Annotated in this window: 13 protein-coding genes; 9 read left to right on the top strand and 4 right to left on the bottom strand. The window is 61.4% G+C overall.

Going from position 1 to position 12,910, the window contains the following annotated elements; translation table 11 throughout:
• Positions 1-10: 10 nt before the first annotated feature.
• From L1071_RS07885 to erpA, 3 genes are all read right to left on the bottom strand, one after another.
• On the bottom strand, positions 11-682 hold the full coding sequence (locus tag L1071_RS07885) for an amino acid ABC transporter permease (RefSeq protein WP_246971682.1): 672 nt from the start codon (positions 680-682) through the stop codon (positions 11-13).
• Between the two features lie 124 nt (positions 683-806).
• Positions 807-1,583: a transporter substrate-binding domain-containing protein gene (locus tag L1071_RS07880; protein ID WP_246971680.1), complete on the bottom strand. Its 777-nt coding sequence runs from the start codon at positions 1,581-1,583 to the stop codon at positions 807-809.
• Between the two features lie 139 nt (positions 1,584-1,722).
• Positions 1,723-2,076: an iron-sulfur cluster insertion protein ErpA gene (gene erpA, locus L1071_RS07875; RefSeq protein WP_040240244.1), complete on the bottom strand. Its 354-nt coding sequence runs from the start codon at positions 2,074-2,076 to the stop codon at positions 1,723-1,725.
• Between the two features lie 270 nt (positions 2,077-2,346).
• Here erpA and L1071_RS07870 point away from each other — a divergent pair, with 270 nt between their 5' ends.
• The 6 genes from L1071_RS07870 (at position 2,347) to L1071_RS07845 (ending at position 9,022) form a co-directional block, all read left to right on the top strand.
• A complete protein-coding gene (locus L1071_RS07870) occupies positions 2,347-4,062 on the top strand; it encodes a chloride channel protein (protein WP_246971678.1) in 1,716 nt (571 codons plus the stop codon).
• Between the two features lie 61 nt (positions 4,063-4,123).
• The gene (locus tag L1071_RS07865; protein ID WP_246971676.1) at positions 4,124-4,555 is read left to right on the top strand and encodes a CopD family protein; all 432 of its coding nucleotides are present in this window, start codon (positions 4,124-4,126) and stop codon (positions 4,553-4,555) included.
• Complete coding sequence (gene thiD / locus L1071_RS07860) at positions 4,555-5,379, top strand: bifunctional hydroxymethylpyrimidine kinase/phosphomethylpyrimidine kinase (protein WP_246971674.1); 825 nt, start codon at positions 4,555-4,557, stop codon at positions 5,377-5,379. The genes L1071_RS07865 and thiD overlap by 1 nt, the downstream gene beginning before the upstream one ends.
• Entirely contained in the window at positions 5,376-6,032 is a 657-nt protein-coding gene (gene thiE / locus L1071_RS07855; protein WP_246971672.1) for a thiamine phosphate synthase, read from the top strand. Before thiD ends, thiE begins: the two co-directional genes overlap by 4 nt.
• Before the next feature lie 84 nt (positions 6,033-6,116).
• Entirely contained in the window at positions 6,117-7,406 is a 1,290-nt protein-coding gene (gene hemL, locus L1071_RS07850; protein WP_246897757.1) for a glutamate-1-semialdehyde 2,1-aminomutase, read from the top strand.
• A gap of 20 nt (positions 7,407-7,426) precedes the next feature.
• Positions 7,427-9,022: a bifunctional aminoglycoside phosphotransferase/ATP-binding protein gene (locus tag L1071_RS07845; RefSeq protein ID WP_246971662.1), complete on the top strand. Its 1,596-nt coding sequence runs from the start codon at positions 7,427-7,429 to the stop codon at positions 9,020-9,022.
• A gap of 168 nt (positions 9,023-9,190) precedes the next feature.
• On the opposite strand, the gene L1071_RS07840 is transcribed toward L1071_RS07845, so the two are convergent.
• Entirely contained in the window at positions 9,191-9,874 is a 684-nt protein-coding gene (locus tag L1071_RS07840) for a LuxR C-terminal-related transcriptional regulator (protein ID WP_246971659.1), read from the bottom strand.
• A gap of 426 nt (positions 9,875-10,300) precedes the next feature.
• On the opposite strand from L1071_RS07840, the gene rdgB reads away from it, so the two are divergent.
• The 3 genes from rdgB (at position 10,301) to L1071_RS07825 (ending at position 12,826) form a co-directional block, all read left to right on the top strand.
• Positions 10,301-10,906 carry an RdgB/HAM1 family non-canonical purine NTP pyrophosphatase gene (gene rdgB / locus L1071_RS07835; protein ID WP_246973090.1) on the top strand — a complete coding sequence of 202 codons (606 nt, stop codon included), beginning with the start codon at positions 10,301-10,303 and terminating at the stop codon, positions 10,904-10,906.
• On the top strand, positions 10,903-12,072 hold the full coding sequence (hemW, locus tag L1071_RS07830) for a radical SAM family heme chaperone HemW (RefSeq protein ID WP_246971656.1): 1,170 nt from the start codon (positions 10,903-10,905) through the stop codon (positions 12,070-12,072). Before rdgB ends, hemW begins: the two co-directional genes overlap by 4 nt.
• Before the next feature lie 70 nt (positions 12,073-12,142).
• Positions 12,143-12,826, top strand: a complete 684-nt coding sequence (locus L1071_RS07825) for a YiaD family glycine zipper/OmpA-like lipoprotein (RefSeq protein ID WP_246971638.1) — start codon at positions 12,143-12,145, stop codon at positions 12,824-12,826.
• Positions 12,827-12,910 lie beyond the last annotated feature (84 nt).

Raw genomic sequence — 12,910 nt, 5'->3', positions numbered from 1 at the left:
GATAGGCGCCTCATTGTCCGACCAGGCCCTTGCGCTCTAGCAGGCGCAAGGCGAAAGAGAGACTCAGGGTGATTGCCAGGTAGAGCAAGGCGACCATCAAGTAGACCTCGAGCGCGGTGAAGGTGGTCGCGATATAGATCTGACCTTGGCGCACCAGCTCGCCTACACCGATGACCGAGAACAGCGAGGTGTCCTTGATGCTGACGATGCCCTGATTGCCAAGCGCCGGGATCATGCGGCGCAGCGCTTGGGGCCAGATGATGTAGCGAAAGGTATCGGTCCGCGACAGACCGAGCGACAAGCCGGCTTCGCGCTGGCCCTTTTCGATGGATTGCACGCCGCCGCGCACGATTTCCGAAATATAGGCCCCCGAGTTGAGGGCGATGGCGGCGATACCGGCAACCACGGCGTTGATCGGGCCACCCAGAAGTTGCGGTAGGCCATAGAAGATGAACAGCACCTGCACGAGCACTGGAGTACCGCGGAAGATTTCGATGTAGACAGTGGCTGGCCAACGCAGCAAGCGCAGCGGACTGATGCGTAGAAGGCCGAAGACGATGCCGATCAGAAAGCCGATGGCGAGGCCTCCGAAGGAGATCAGCAAAGTCCAGGGAACGCCAATGAGAAGATGCGGGAGGGAGGCGATAGCCGCCTGCCAGTCGAACTGGAAAGTGACGTCCACGAAGGTGTCTCCAGGGTCGTGACTCGGCGTACGTGCGCGCCGAGGCGACGACGCTTACGGTGGATGGTATGCCATGAAAAGGGGCCGAGTGCATGGTCACCCGGCCCCTGATGGATCGTCGTCTTTATTCGGCGTCAGGCGCCTTGCCAAACCACTTTTCGTAGATGTCGTCGTAGGTGCCGTCTTCACGCATCTCGCTGAGCGCTTCGTTGGCGGGTTCTACCCACTCGCTGCCTTTGACGAAGGCGATGCCGTATTGCTGGCCTTCATACAGTGGCCCGACCACCTTGGCTTTGCCTTGGCCCTTGGTTTCAGCGAAGTAGCCCACGTTGGGGGCGTCATAGAACACGGCATCGACACTGCCGCCCATGAGGGCCATGTACATGTCGGCACTGCCCGGATACGGGGTGATCTCGGCATCGTCACCGAGCTCTTCCTGAAGGTAGTCGTAACTCGTGGAACCGATCTTGGTGCCGATACGCATGCCTTCGAGATCGTCGATCTCTTCGACGTCGTCGTTGCTGTTGGGGACCAGGATGCGCAGACCGCTGTCGTAGTACGGATCGGAGAAATCGACGATCTCGCCGCGCTCGTCGGTAATGGTGATACCCGCGATGGCGATGTCGACGTTACCGGTCTGCACGGCGGGAATGATGCCGTTGAAGTCCATGGTGTTGAGGTCGACATCAAAACCGGCACGATCGGCGATGGCGTTGATGATGTCGATGTCGAAACCGACCATTTCGCCGCTATCCTCGTCCATCATTTCGAAGGGCACGAAGCTGGGATCGGTCGCCACGGCGAGCGTGGGTGTATCCTGGGCGAGGGCGGCACCGCTGGTACCGAGTGCCAGCGCGAGGGCGGAAAGACGAAGTGGTAGACATAGTGGCAAGTGTTTCATAGCGTTCCCCGTTTGCTGTTTTTGATGGGACCAACTCTACATTGACGAGTCCCGGTGAGGGCGTCAAGTAAAGGGTGGGGAACGCGAAAGGAGAGAAGGGGCATCCGCGTGGCGGACGCCCGAGACGCTGCATGACCGCTCAGACGGCGAACGAGGCACCGCAGCCGCAGGTGGACGTGGCGTTGGGATTCTTGATGATGAAGCGCGCGCCGGCGAGGCCTTCCTCGAAATCTACCGTGGAACCGACCAGGTATTGATACGAGAGTGCGTCGATGATCATCGACGCGCCGCCATGTTCGATGACGGTATCCTCGTCGCCGACATTCTCGGCGAAATCGAAACCGTACTGGAAGCCCGAGCAGCCTCCGCCGGTGACGTAGACACGCAGCTTGAGACCCGGCTTGCCCTCTTCCTCGACCAAGACGCCCAGTCGCTGGGCGGCGGCATCGGTCAAGTACATGGGCACAGGGACGAACGATTCAGCCCCGCTCATGGGTGACCTCCTTAATCCATCGTATGGCATATGACTCCCTATTATCGTGAAAACCAAGCAAAACGGTCAACTTTGTATTGATATGGAGCGCTGCCTGCCATGTAACGCTAGGGTGTATGGTAATGTTTAACGTTACATTCTTTTGTCATGATGTCGTGCCGCGCCGGGCTTGGCCATGCCGCCTGTCCTTGTTCCGGTGAATATCATCAGTGCCCAGGGAGATACGGTGTGCCATTGCGTCGGTTTCGACCACCGCTCAAGCGGCCCAGCATGGAAGCTTTTCGTCGCCGCTTGGCAAGTGTCGATGCGTTGCCGCAGTTATGTGTGCTGGGTGTTCTCTCGGGGCTTCTGACCGGCGGTCTGATGGTCGTGTTTCGCGGTGCGCTGGAGTTTGGGGCGTTGGCCTTCATGCCCGATGGCGATCCCGAGGCCTTCGAGCGACTCGCAGTACCGCTTCGCGTGGTGTTGCCGTTGATCGCCGTGGCGTTGATCGGCCTGTGGCTGTGGCGCATGCCGACGGGCGCCGGCAAGATTGGCATCGGCCATGTCATCGAACGATTGACCTATCATCAGGGCAAGATGCCATTACGCAACTGGATCACCCAGTGGTGGGTTGGGCTCGTGGCGCTGTTGGGTGGTCTGTCCGCAGGGCGCGAGGGGCCCGCCATTCACCTCGGTGCGGCGGCGTCGAGCTGGATCGGCCAGACCATGCGGCTGCCCCACAACAGCCTACGCGTATTGGTAGGATGTGGCACTGCGGCGGGCATCTCCGCGTCGTTCAATACGCCGATCGCTGGTGTCATCTTCGCCATGGAAGTGGTGATGATGGAATACACCATCGTCGGCTTCATGCCGGTCATTCTGGCCTCGACTACCGGCGCCGTTGTCTCGCAGTTGGTCTACGGTTCGCAGCCCGCCTTCTCGGTGCCCAGCGTGCAGTTGGCCTCGTTGTTCGATCTGCCCTGGATCGTGGTCACGGCCGTGTTGATCGGACTGGTAGCCGGTGGCTTCGTGCGTCTTGCCAGGCCTGCGGCGTGGAAGGCGCGCCTTCCCATGTGGGGGCGATTCCTGGCGGTGGGCGTCGCGGTGGCGGCACTGGCCTGGTGGTATCCTCAGGTCCAGGGCATGGGCTACGACTCGCTGGAGCGCATGCTCGTCGGCCAGCCGGCGCTGGATGTGCTGATCGCCGTGGCGTTCGGCAAGCTGGCGCTGACAGCACTGGCCATCGCCTTCGGGGTCCCGGTGAGCATCATCGGGCCGATTTTGGTGGCGGGGGCGGCCCTGGGCACGTTGTGCGGGCTGCTGTGGGCCACGCTGATGCCGGAGCTGGCATCGTCGCCGGCGGTGTTCTCGCTGTTGGGCATGGCCGCGATGATGGGGGCCGTCCTGCAGGCGCCCCTGGCGGCGTTGATGGCACTTCTAGAGTTGACGCACAATTCGAGCATCCTGCTGCCGGGCATGCTGGCGGTGGTCATTGCGGTACTGGTGGAGCGTCAGGGGTATCACTGCTCGGGGTTTTTCATCTCCACGCTCGATAGCCAGGGCCTGCATCCCTTGCAGCGCCCCTTGATGCAAGCCTTGTCACGGGTTGCGGTGCCCGCTGTCATGGAGCGTAGCGTGGCGCGGGCACCACGCGTGCTGTCGCGGGCCCAGGCTCAGGAACTGCTGGCCGGCAAACCCACCTGGCTAGTGGTCTCGCGCGAGAACGACAAACCCCCGGTGGGGCTCAAGGCCGCCGGGCTGGCAAGACTCATGCTCGACGAAAAATGGCAGGACGAACCGCGCTTCGACCTGCTGGAAATCCCCGGTCAACGTGTCGATATGGCGCCCATTTCCTTGCAAGCAACGCTCTCGGAGGCCTTCGAGCAACTCAACAAGTATGGCGTCGATGCGCTCTACGTCGAACACACCACGGCACCGCTGATCCGCAAGATTTCGGGTATCATCACCCGCGACGCCATCGAGAACTACTACCGTAACAAATGAGCTCGGCATGGCCCCGAGGAACTTTTCAGCAAGAATGCAGGACTCGCATTAAGGAATCGCCATGTATCAATTGATCTTATCGCTGCACCTGGTTGCCGTCATGACCTGGTTTGCGGCGCTTTTCTTTCTCCCCCGATTGTTCGTCTATCATGCCCAGGCGCGCGATCATGGCGATGAACAGGCGGTAGGCTACTTCCAGCTCATGGAGCGGCGTCTCTACAAGGGCATCATGTTACCGGCGATGATCGCGGTAATCGTTCTGGGCGGACTGCTGGTCTATCTGGTGCCGAGTGTCATGAGTAATGGCTCGTTCCATGTCAAGCTGCTGCTGGTGGCATTTTTGATCGGCTATCATCATGTGTGCCTGGCCTATCTCAAGCGATTCGCGGCCACGCAGTGCCACAAGAGCGCGGCATTCTTCAAGGCGTTCAATGGCATTCCCATTGTGCTGTTGCTGGCTATCGTCCTGCTCGTCGTGTTCCAGCCGTTTTGATGGCAACGCCAAGATTGCCAGCGGTGCTGGTGCTTGCGGGGCATGATCCTACTGGCGGGGCAGGACTGACCGCCGATGCCGAAGCCATCCGCGCCTGCGGTGGTTGGCCGTTGACCGTGCCCACGGCGCTGACGGTACAGACCACGCGCGACGTGCAACGCGTCATGCCGTGTTCGCGCGAGAGCATCGAAAGCGCCTGCGAGGCATTGTTCGCGGATATCGAGATCAGCGCCATCAAGGTGGGGCTGATCGCCGATCGTGCGTCCCTCGAAGCGGTCATCGCCGTGGTGCGCGCGCATCCCCATTTACCGTTGGTCGTCGACCCGGTGATGCGTGCCGGTGGTGGCAGCGCGTTGGCTCCCGATGACAGCGTCGCGATGTTTCGCGAACGCCTGTTGCCGCTGGTGGATATCCTGACCCCCAATCGTCACGAACTGGCACGTCTGAGTGCGACGTCCGGTAGTGAAGTGGATCGGGTGGTGGAGCTGATGTCGTTGGGCGCGCAGGCGATTCTGGTCACCGGGGCGGATGCCTGGGAAGAAGAGTCATCCGTGCGCGATGAGGTTGTCCACACCCTGCATACTCCCGACAATAGTCGCCAATGGCGTTGGCCACGGCTGGCGGGCGATTATCATGGCTCGGGATGTACCCTGGCGGCTTCGCTTGCCGCGCGCCTGGCGTGTGGCGAATCCTTGATCGAGGCTTGCAGTCAGGCCCAGCGCGTGGCCTGGGATAGCCTGGTGCACGCGCAACGTCCCGGGCGCGGCCAGGCGTTACCCGATCGGCTGTGGCGCTTGCCGCCCTTCGAGAGCGAGGCAACATGACGGCGGACTGGACGCGCGGCATATACGCCATTACCGATGCGACGCTGTTGCCGGACGATGAATGCCTGTTCGCGGCGTGTGAGCGCGCCTTGAGCGCGGCGCCGGCGCTGCTGCAGTACCGTGACAAGTCGGCGGATGCCGACAAGCGCTGGCGCCAGGCCGCAACCCTGGCCGGGTATTGCCACGATGCCGGGGTACCGCTGATCGTCAATGACGATATCGCCTTGGCGGCGCAGTTGGGCGCGCGTTTCGGCACCACCGTCGGTCTGCACCTGGGGCAGCAGGATGGCGCGTTGGATGCTGCGCGCGAGATCCTGGGACCCGCGGCGATCATCGGGGCGACTTGCCATGCGCGTCTCGATCTGGCGGAACGCGCTGTGGCTGAAGGCGCCAGCTATCTGGCTTTCGGGCGTTTCTTCGCCTCGCGCACCAAGCCCGAGGCGCCAGCGGCGCCCTTGACGCTGCTCAGCGACGCCGCGCGTTTCGGCCTGCCGCGTGTGGCGATCGGCGGGCTCGACGTCCACACTATGCGTCTAGCCCGCGAGGCCGGCGCGGAGTTGCTGGCCACAGTGCATGCGGTCTTTGGCGCCGACGATCCCGCCATCGCCATCAAGGAATTGCAGGCGAGTCTCGTCGAGGCGGCACGACACTAAATTATCCACAGGCTCGAGCAGAGAGTTGTTCGACCTGTCCAGAGAGTTATCCACATTTCTAGCCAGACACAGCCAGAGGAAGTCATGACCACGTCCGCACAACTCTTCGAGCAGGCTTGCCGTCACATCCCCGGCGGTGTGAATTCACCCGTGCGTGCCTTCAAGGGTATGGAGCGCGCTCCCGTATTCGTGGAACGCGCCCAGGGCGCCTATCTCTACGATGTCGAAGGTCAACGCTACATCGATTATGTCGGATCCTGGGGGCCGTTGATCACTGGCCATGCCGATCCCGATGTGCTGGGCGCGGTGCGTGAGCGTCTCGACGATGGGCTGTCCTTCGGCACCCCGACCGCCATCGAAACGCGCATGGCGGAGCTGATCTGCGAGATCATGCCGTCCATCGACATGGTACGCATGGTCAACTCGGGCACCGAGGCCACCATGTCGGCGATTCGTCTGGCACGTGGCCATACCGGACGCGACAAGATCGTCAAGTTCGAGGGCAATTACCACGGCCATTCCGACTCGCTGCTGGTCAAGGCCGGTTCCGGCGCGCTGACGCACGGTGAACCCAGTTCACCCGGCGTGCCGGCGTCCCTCGCCGAGCATACCGTGACGCTGCCCTATAACGATCTCGACGCCGTGCGCGACTGCTTCGCGCGTCTGGGGGACGAGATCGCCGGCATCATCGTCGAGCCGGTGGCGGGCAATATGAACTGCATTCCGCCGCAGCCCGAGTTTCTCAAGGGCTTGCGCGAAGTGTGCGATGCCCATGGCAGCGTGCTGATCTTCGATGAGGTAATGACCGGTTTTCGCGTCGCGCTGGGCGGTGCCCAGGCACATTTCGGTGTGACGCCGGACCTGACGTGCCTGGGCAAGATCGTCGGTGGCGGCATGCCGGTCGGCGCCTTCGGCGGGGCGCGTGAGCTGATGGAGCAAGTCTCGCCTTTGGGACCGATCTACCAAGCGGGCACGCTGGCTGGCAATCCTCTGGCCATGGCGGCGGGGATCGCGCTGCTCGAGAAGATTCGCGAACCGGGCTTCCACGACGCGCTCGGTGAACGCGTGGCGACGCTGTGTGATGGTCTGGAAGCCCGTGCGGAGGCAGCCGGCGTGGATTTGATCACCCAGCGCGCAGGCGGCATGTTCGGGGTCTTCTTCACCGCCCAGCGGCGCGTCGATAACTTCGCCCAGGCCACTGCCTGCGATGCCGATACCTTCCGGCGCTTCTTCCTGGGCATGCTCGAGGAGGGTGTGTATCTGGCACCTTCGCCGTTCGAGGCAGGCTTCATGTCGAGTGCGCACACGGCGGCCGATATCCAGACCACCCTGGACGCTGCCGAACGGGTACTGGCGACCCTCGGTCAGGCCTGACGCGGCGAGTGAACGATGCGATGCAACGACAGGATGCGGGAGAACGCTCAGTGAGCCAGGTATTGATCGAGGCATTGCGCCAAGGCCAGGCATTCGGACACTCGGTCGGCGAGGTCGAGGTGTTCGAGACCCATATTTCCTGGGTCATTCTCACCGGCGATTATGCCTACAAGATCAAGAAGCCGCTGGATTTCGGCAGCTTTCTGGACTTTTCCACCCTCGAAAAGCGGCGTCGGCTCTGCGAGCAGGAGGTACGCCTCAACCGACGTCTCGCCCCGGCGCTGTATCTTGAGACAGTGCCCATCAGCGGGACGCCTGAGGCACCGCGGTTGGATGGCAGTGGCACGCCGTTCGAATATGCCGTCAAGATGCGTCAGTTCAGCAACCGTCACCTGTTCAGCACCTTGCAGGTCAGCGGCGAGCTCTCGGTGGAGCTGCTCGACGACCTTGTCGATCAACTGGTGGCATTTCACGAAGACGCGCCGCGGATCAGCGGCGATAGTCCGCTGGGCTCGCCGGACACCGTGCGTCGCACGTTGGACCGCGAGTTTCGCTTGATCGAGGCGCGGCTCGACGATCCCCAGGCACGTGAACGTCTCTCGCGGCTCGAGACCTGGAGCCTGGACAGTTTCGCGCGGCTCGAGCACGAGTTCGAGCGGCGCTGGCGTGAAGGCTATGTGCGCGAGACCCATGGCGATATTCACCTCGGCAATGCGGTGCATTTCGAAGGCCGCGCGCTGCTCTTCGACGGTCTGGAGTTCAACGCCGAACTGCGCTGGAACGATGTCGGCTGCGAGCTGGCATTTTTGCTGATGGATCTCGAGGCGCGCGGCGAACAGGCCTTCGCCAACCATGTGCTCAATCGCTACCTGGAGCTCTCTGGCGATTACGAGCTGGTGCGCCTGCTTGCCTATTACAAGCTTTATCGGGCGCTGGTGCGGGCCAAGGTGGCGATGCTGCATTACCAGCAACCGCAATTGACGCCTGACGAGCGCCAGGAGGCGTATGCGAAGTACCAGCATTACATTGCCCTGGCAGAGCGTTACAGCGAGTTTCGCTTCCCGTATCTGATCGTCGGCGTGGGCGTCTCGGGCAGCGGTAAGAGCCGTTTCACCGGCGAGATGGTGCAGCGGCTAGGCGGTGTGCGGGTGCGCTCCGATATTGAACGCAAACGGCTTTACGGCTTCGAGGCCCAGGCGAGTACCGCCGACGGCGCCGATATCTATACGACCCAGGCGACTGCGCGTACCTATGATCGCCTTGCCGAACTGGCGGGGATCCTGCTGGAGTCAGGGCTGCCGGCCTGTGTCGATGCCACCTGTCTGACGCGTGCTCAGCGCACGCAACTGTGCTTCGAGGCCGAACGTCGCGGACTGCCGGTGCTACTGGTGAGTTTCGAAGCGGATGAAGCGACCCTGCGAGCGCGCATCGAGAGACGTGCCCAGCGCGGTGGAGACCCCTCCGAGGCGGGGCTCGAGGTACTCGAGCGCCAGCTGGCACGCTTCGAACCCTTCGCCGACGATGAACTGAGCCACCTGGTCCATCTCGATACCACGGCACCGGATGCCAATCGTACCCTGGTGTCGATGATTCAGGAGCGTATCCAACTCAATTGAGGCGCCGTCATCGTCATGTCGCGGCGGCGTCATGGGCCTGTCATGCGCCCCCTTTATGCTAAAGGGGTGGTTAGGGTCGTCACATTGCCGCATGGCGTGTGGGTGATGTGAGTCTCGTGATATTGCGCCGCTCCTTTGGGAGCGGCGCTTTTTTCGGTGCCGCCGAGGTCATGACATGCGCGCCTTGCGAGTGCTGCGCAATGAAACCATGGGTGGCGCACCAAGATTCTGACGCGCCCAGTTCATGGCCTGAATACGGTTGTGTACCTTGATCTTGCGGAAGATATTATAGAGATGCGACTTGACGGTATGCTCGCTGACGAAAAGTTGATCGGCGATTTCGGTGTTGGAAGCGCCGGTACCCAGCAGGCCGATGATTTCCAGTTCGCGATGGGTCAACCCGCATACCGGACGATACGCGTTGAGCTGTTGGCGACGATAGAAGTCGATCAGGCGTGTCATCAGGTTGCGCGACATCCACAGATCGCCTTCGAGCAGCTTGGCGATGCCCTTGCAGATCAGCAGCAGATTGTCCTGGCGGTAAAAGACGCCCTGCAAATGTAGGCTGATCAGAAGTTCCGCCGCATGCTCATCGTCACGCAGATTGAAGGCCGCGAGGATCATCTCCGGGCTTTCGCTGGCGCGGCTGTTCCACAGATGCATGCAGTTTTCGTCGACATGGTCGGCATCCAGCAATACCACGACCTTGCAATTCGTGGGCGGCTCGAAGCTTTCCTGGGTGCTCAGCGCCGAGACCTGGCAATCGAGCTGCTGGCGAATGTAATCGATGAATAGTTGTGACTGCGGATTGCAGTCAGTGACCATCAGAACCCTTGTATTTTCCATGCTCATGCGTTTCATCCCGGTGTTGTGTGAGACATCATTGGCATGTCCCGACTTTCTCATGGCCGGTTTCATGCCGAATTGCCTTCAAGCCTTATCCGAGATACGTCTTTTGTAAATAGACAGTAACCCCGGCAACTTAAAACTTAAAAGAATATAGTCTTTTCTTTTTATAACTTTCATTAATTATAGCGTTGCATCAATTGGTTGGGTGAGGCTCGCAGGCCTCTTGATGAGTACGATGCGGAGGGGGTAAGAGAAATTTCAGTCATGCCGCTAATTTATATTAGCCAAATAGTGGCTAAAAAGTATGAGAAATGTCATTTACGACGTTAACGTATTGTTTTAAAACATATATTAATTAATGGTCAGAGTGGTTTCCCGACCATGGAGCGGCCCGTAGAATGAGTGGCCGAGCGATAAGGAGGAAGCATGATGGCGGATCGAAAGACCCTGGTACTGGCCAGCGGCAATGCCGGCAAGTTGCGTGAATTCCAGCACTTGCTGAGCCCCTTGGGCCTCGAGGTGCGCCCCCAGCACGACTTCGCCGTGACCGAAGTCGAGGAAACCGGCCTGACGTTCGTCGAGAACGCCCTGCTCAAGGCTCGCGAAGCCTCGCGGGTCAGCGGATGTCCCGCTCTCGCCGATGATTCGGGGCTGGATGTCGACGCCTTGCATGGCGCCCCGGGAATTTACTCGGCGCGTTTCGCGGGCGAGCCCAAGGATGATGCCGCCAACAATCGCAAGCTCCTGGAAGCGCTCGACGCAGTGCCGGAAGGACAGCGTACCGCGCGGTTTTGGTGCGTACTGGTGTACTTGCGTCACGCCGAGGACCCGGTGCCGCATATCGTACAGTGCGCCTGGGAAGGGGAAGTCTTGGCGCATCCACGGGGCGAAGGCGGTTTCGGCTACGATTCGCTCTTCTGGGTGCCGGAACGCGGCATGAGCGCCGCCGAACTGTCTGCCGAGGACAAGAACCGGCTCAGCCATCGGGGCCGTGCCATGAACGCGCTGCTCGCCCAATTGTCCGCCAACTCATGACGACTCTACCGCCCTTGTCGCTCTATGTGCACGTGCCCTGGTGCGTGCGCAAATGCCCGTATTGCGATTTCAATTCGCATGGCGTGGGCCATGACCGAACGCTTCCCGAACGCGCTTATGTCGACGCCTTGCTCGACGATCTGGACGCGGAGTTGGCGTTGGCTAGCGGCCGCGAACTGGTGAGCATTTTCATCGGCGGTGGCACGCCCAGCCTGCTGAGTGGCGCGGCGTATCGGCGTCTGTTGCAGGCGATAGAGGCACGCTTGCCGTTTGCTTCGGATATCGAAATAACCTTGGAAGCCAATCCCGGCGCGGTAGAACACGACCGCTTTGCGGCGTATCGCGAGGCTGGCATCAATCGCCTGTCGTTGGGGGTGCAGAGTTTCCAGTCCCTCCAACTCGAGCGACTGGGGCGCATTCATGACGGTGACGAAGCCGCCCAGGCGCTACGTAACGCGCGCGCGGCGGGGTTCGACAACATCAATCTCGATCTGATGCATGGCCTTCCCGAGCAGGGCGTGGAAGATGCCCTGGCGGATATCGAGCAGGCGCTGGCATTGGCGCCCGAGCATATCTCCTGGTACCAGCTCACGCTCGAGCCCAATACCGAGTTCTACTCACAGCCTCCGCGCTTGCCCGATGAAGATGTCCTCTGCGATATCCAGGAGGCTGGGCACGCGCGGCTCGAGGCTGCGGGTTATCACCGCTACGAGATTTCCGCCTACACGCGCCCCGATCGCCAGGCGCGCCACAATCTCAACTACTGGACGTTCGGCGATTATCTCGGCATCGGGGCTGGGGCACACGGTAAGTTGAGTGCTTGGCAAACGGATGGCGCTCTGGCCATCGAACGCCGCTGGAAGGTGCGTCAACCGGAAGCCTATCTGCGGCGCGCGCAAGATCCGCGTGGCTTCGTCGCCGGACGTCGCGCCCTCGAGACGCAGGAGCTGCCGCTGGAGTTCTTGATGAATGCCCTGCGTCTCACCGAGGGCGTTCCGCGATATTATTGGCGCGAGAGAAGCGGCCAGCCTGATACACTGCTCGATGCCCGACTGGAAGAGGCCCGAGCCAAGGGATTGCTGCGCGATCCGGCGCAACGCCTACAGGCATCGCCTCATGGGCTGTTATTCTTGAACGATCTGCTTGCGCTTTGCGATGAGCAGTGACACACGTTTCGATGGCAGGAACGCTAGAACGTTTTTCGAAACGCATTTTAAAGCTAAGGAGAAAGGACGCATGCAACGCTCGATATGGATGGCGATTCCGCTGGCGCTGGCGATTGGTGTAACGGGTTGTGCAAGCAACGATGCGCAAACCGGCGGCCAACAGCAGAGTGACCACGGCAAGACCTTCGGCGGCGCGGGTATCGGCGCTGCCGTGGGCGCAATTGCCGGGGCGCTGACCGGGGACGGCGGCAGCAGCACCCGTGATCGTGCATTGATCGGCGGGGCTGCCGGCGCCGCCATTGGCGGCGGCGTGGGCGCCTACATGGATGCCCAGGAAGAAAAGCTGCGCAAGGATCTCGACGGCACCGGTATCGGGGTCGACCGTCAAGGCGACAACATCGTCCTCAACATGCCCAGCAGCGTGACCTTTGCGGTCGACTCCAGCGATCTGCAGACGCCCGCGCGCCAGGCACTCAACGATGCCACCGCCGTCATGCGTGAATATCCCAAGACGCGCATCAATGTCGCTGGCTACACCGACAGTACCGGCAGCGCGGATTACAACCAGCGTCTCTCGGAGCGTCGTGCGCAGTCCGTGGCCGATTATCTCGGCCAGGGCGGCATCGCCGGCAATCGTATCGCTACCGTCGGCCACGGCGAAAGTCAGCCCGTTGCCAGCAACGATACAGAAAACGGCCGCGCCCAGAATCGGCGTGTCGAAATCACGTTGACACCGGTCACCGAGCAGAGCTAAGCGATTACGGCGTCGCGTCAGGCCGGTTCGCGCCGGCCTGGCCTGCCAAGCTCATCAGCGCCCCTGACGTGGGCTCACTCCGCG

The sequence above is a fragment of the Chromohalobacter sarecensis genome, assembly GCF_023061135.1.
GTDB lineage: Bacteria > Pseudomonadota > Gammaproteobacteria > Pseudomonadales > Halomonadaceae > Chromohalobacter > Chromohalobacter sarecensis.
Note: the sequence above shows the minus strand (reverse complement) of the source record. Positions and strands in the feature narration are given on the sequence as shown.

Bases quoted from the DNA above. Each gene is read 5' to 3' on its own strand.
- L1071_RS07840 (WP_246971659.1), bottom strand. From the start codon at position 9,874: ATGAGCATGGAAAATACAAGGGTTCTGATGGTCACTGACTGCAATCCG.
- thiE (WP_246971672.1), top strand. From the start codon at position 5,376: ATGACGGCGGACTGGACGCGCGGCATATACGCCATTACCGATGCGACG.
- erpA (WP_040240244.1), bottom strand. From the start codon at position 2,076: ATGAGCGGGGCTGAATCGTTCGTCCCTGTGCCCATGTACTTGACCGAT.
- L1071_RS07870 (WP_246971678.1), top strand. From the start codon at position 2,347: ATGGAAGCTTTTCGTCGCCGCTTGGCAAGTGTCGATGCGTTGCCGCAG.
- L1071_RS07865 (WP_246971676.1), top strand. From the start codon at position 4,124: ATGTATCAATTGATCTTATCGCTGCACCTGGTTGCCGTCATGACCTGG.
- hemW (WP_246971656.1), top strand. From the start codon at position 10,903: ATGACGACTCTACCGCCCTTGTCGCTCTATGTGCACGTGCCCTGGTGC.
- L1071_RS07825 (WP_246971638.1), top strand. From the start codon at position 12,143: ATGCAACGCTCGATATGGATGGCGATTCCGCTGGCGCTGGCGATTGGT.
- L1071_RS07845 (WP_246971662.1), top strand. From the start codon at position 7,427: ATGCAACGACAGGATGCGGGAGAACGCTCAGTGAGCCAGGTATTGATC.
- hemL (WP_246897757.1), top strand. From the start codon at position 6,117: ATGACCACGTCCGCACAACTCTTCGAGCAGGCTTGCCGTCACATCCCC.
- L1071_RS07880 (WP_246971680.1), bottom strand. From the start codon at position 1,583: ATGAAACACTTGCCACTATGTCTACCACTTCGTCTTTCCGCCCTCGCG.
- thiD (WP_246971674.1), top strand. From the start codon at position 4,555: ATGGCAACGCCAAGATTGCCAGCGGTGCTGGTGCTTGCGGGGCATGAT.
- rdgB (WP_246973090.1), top strand. From the start codon at position 10,301: ATGGCGGATCGAAAGACCCTGGTACTGGCCAGCGGCAATGCCGGCAAG.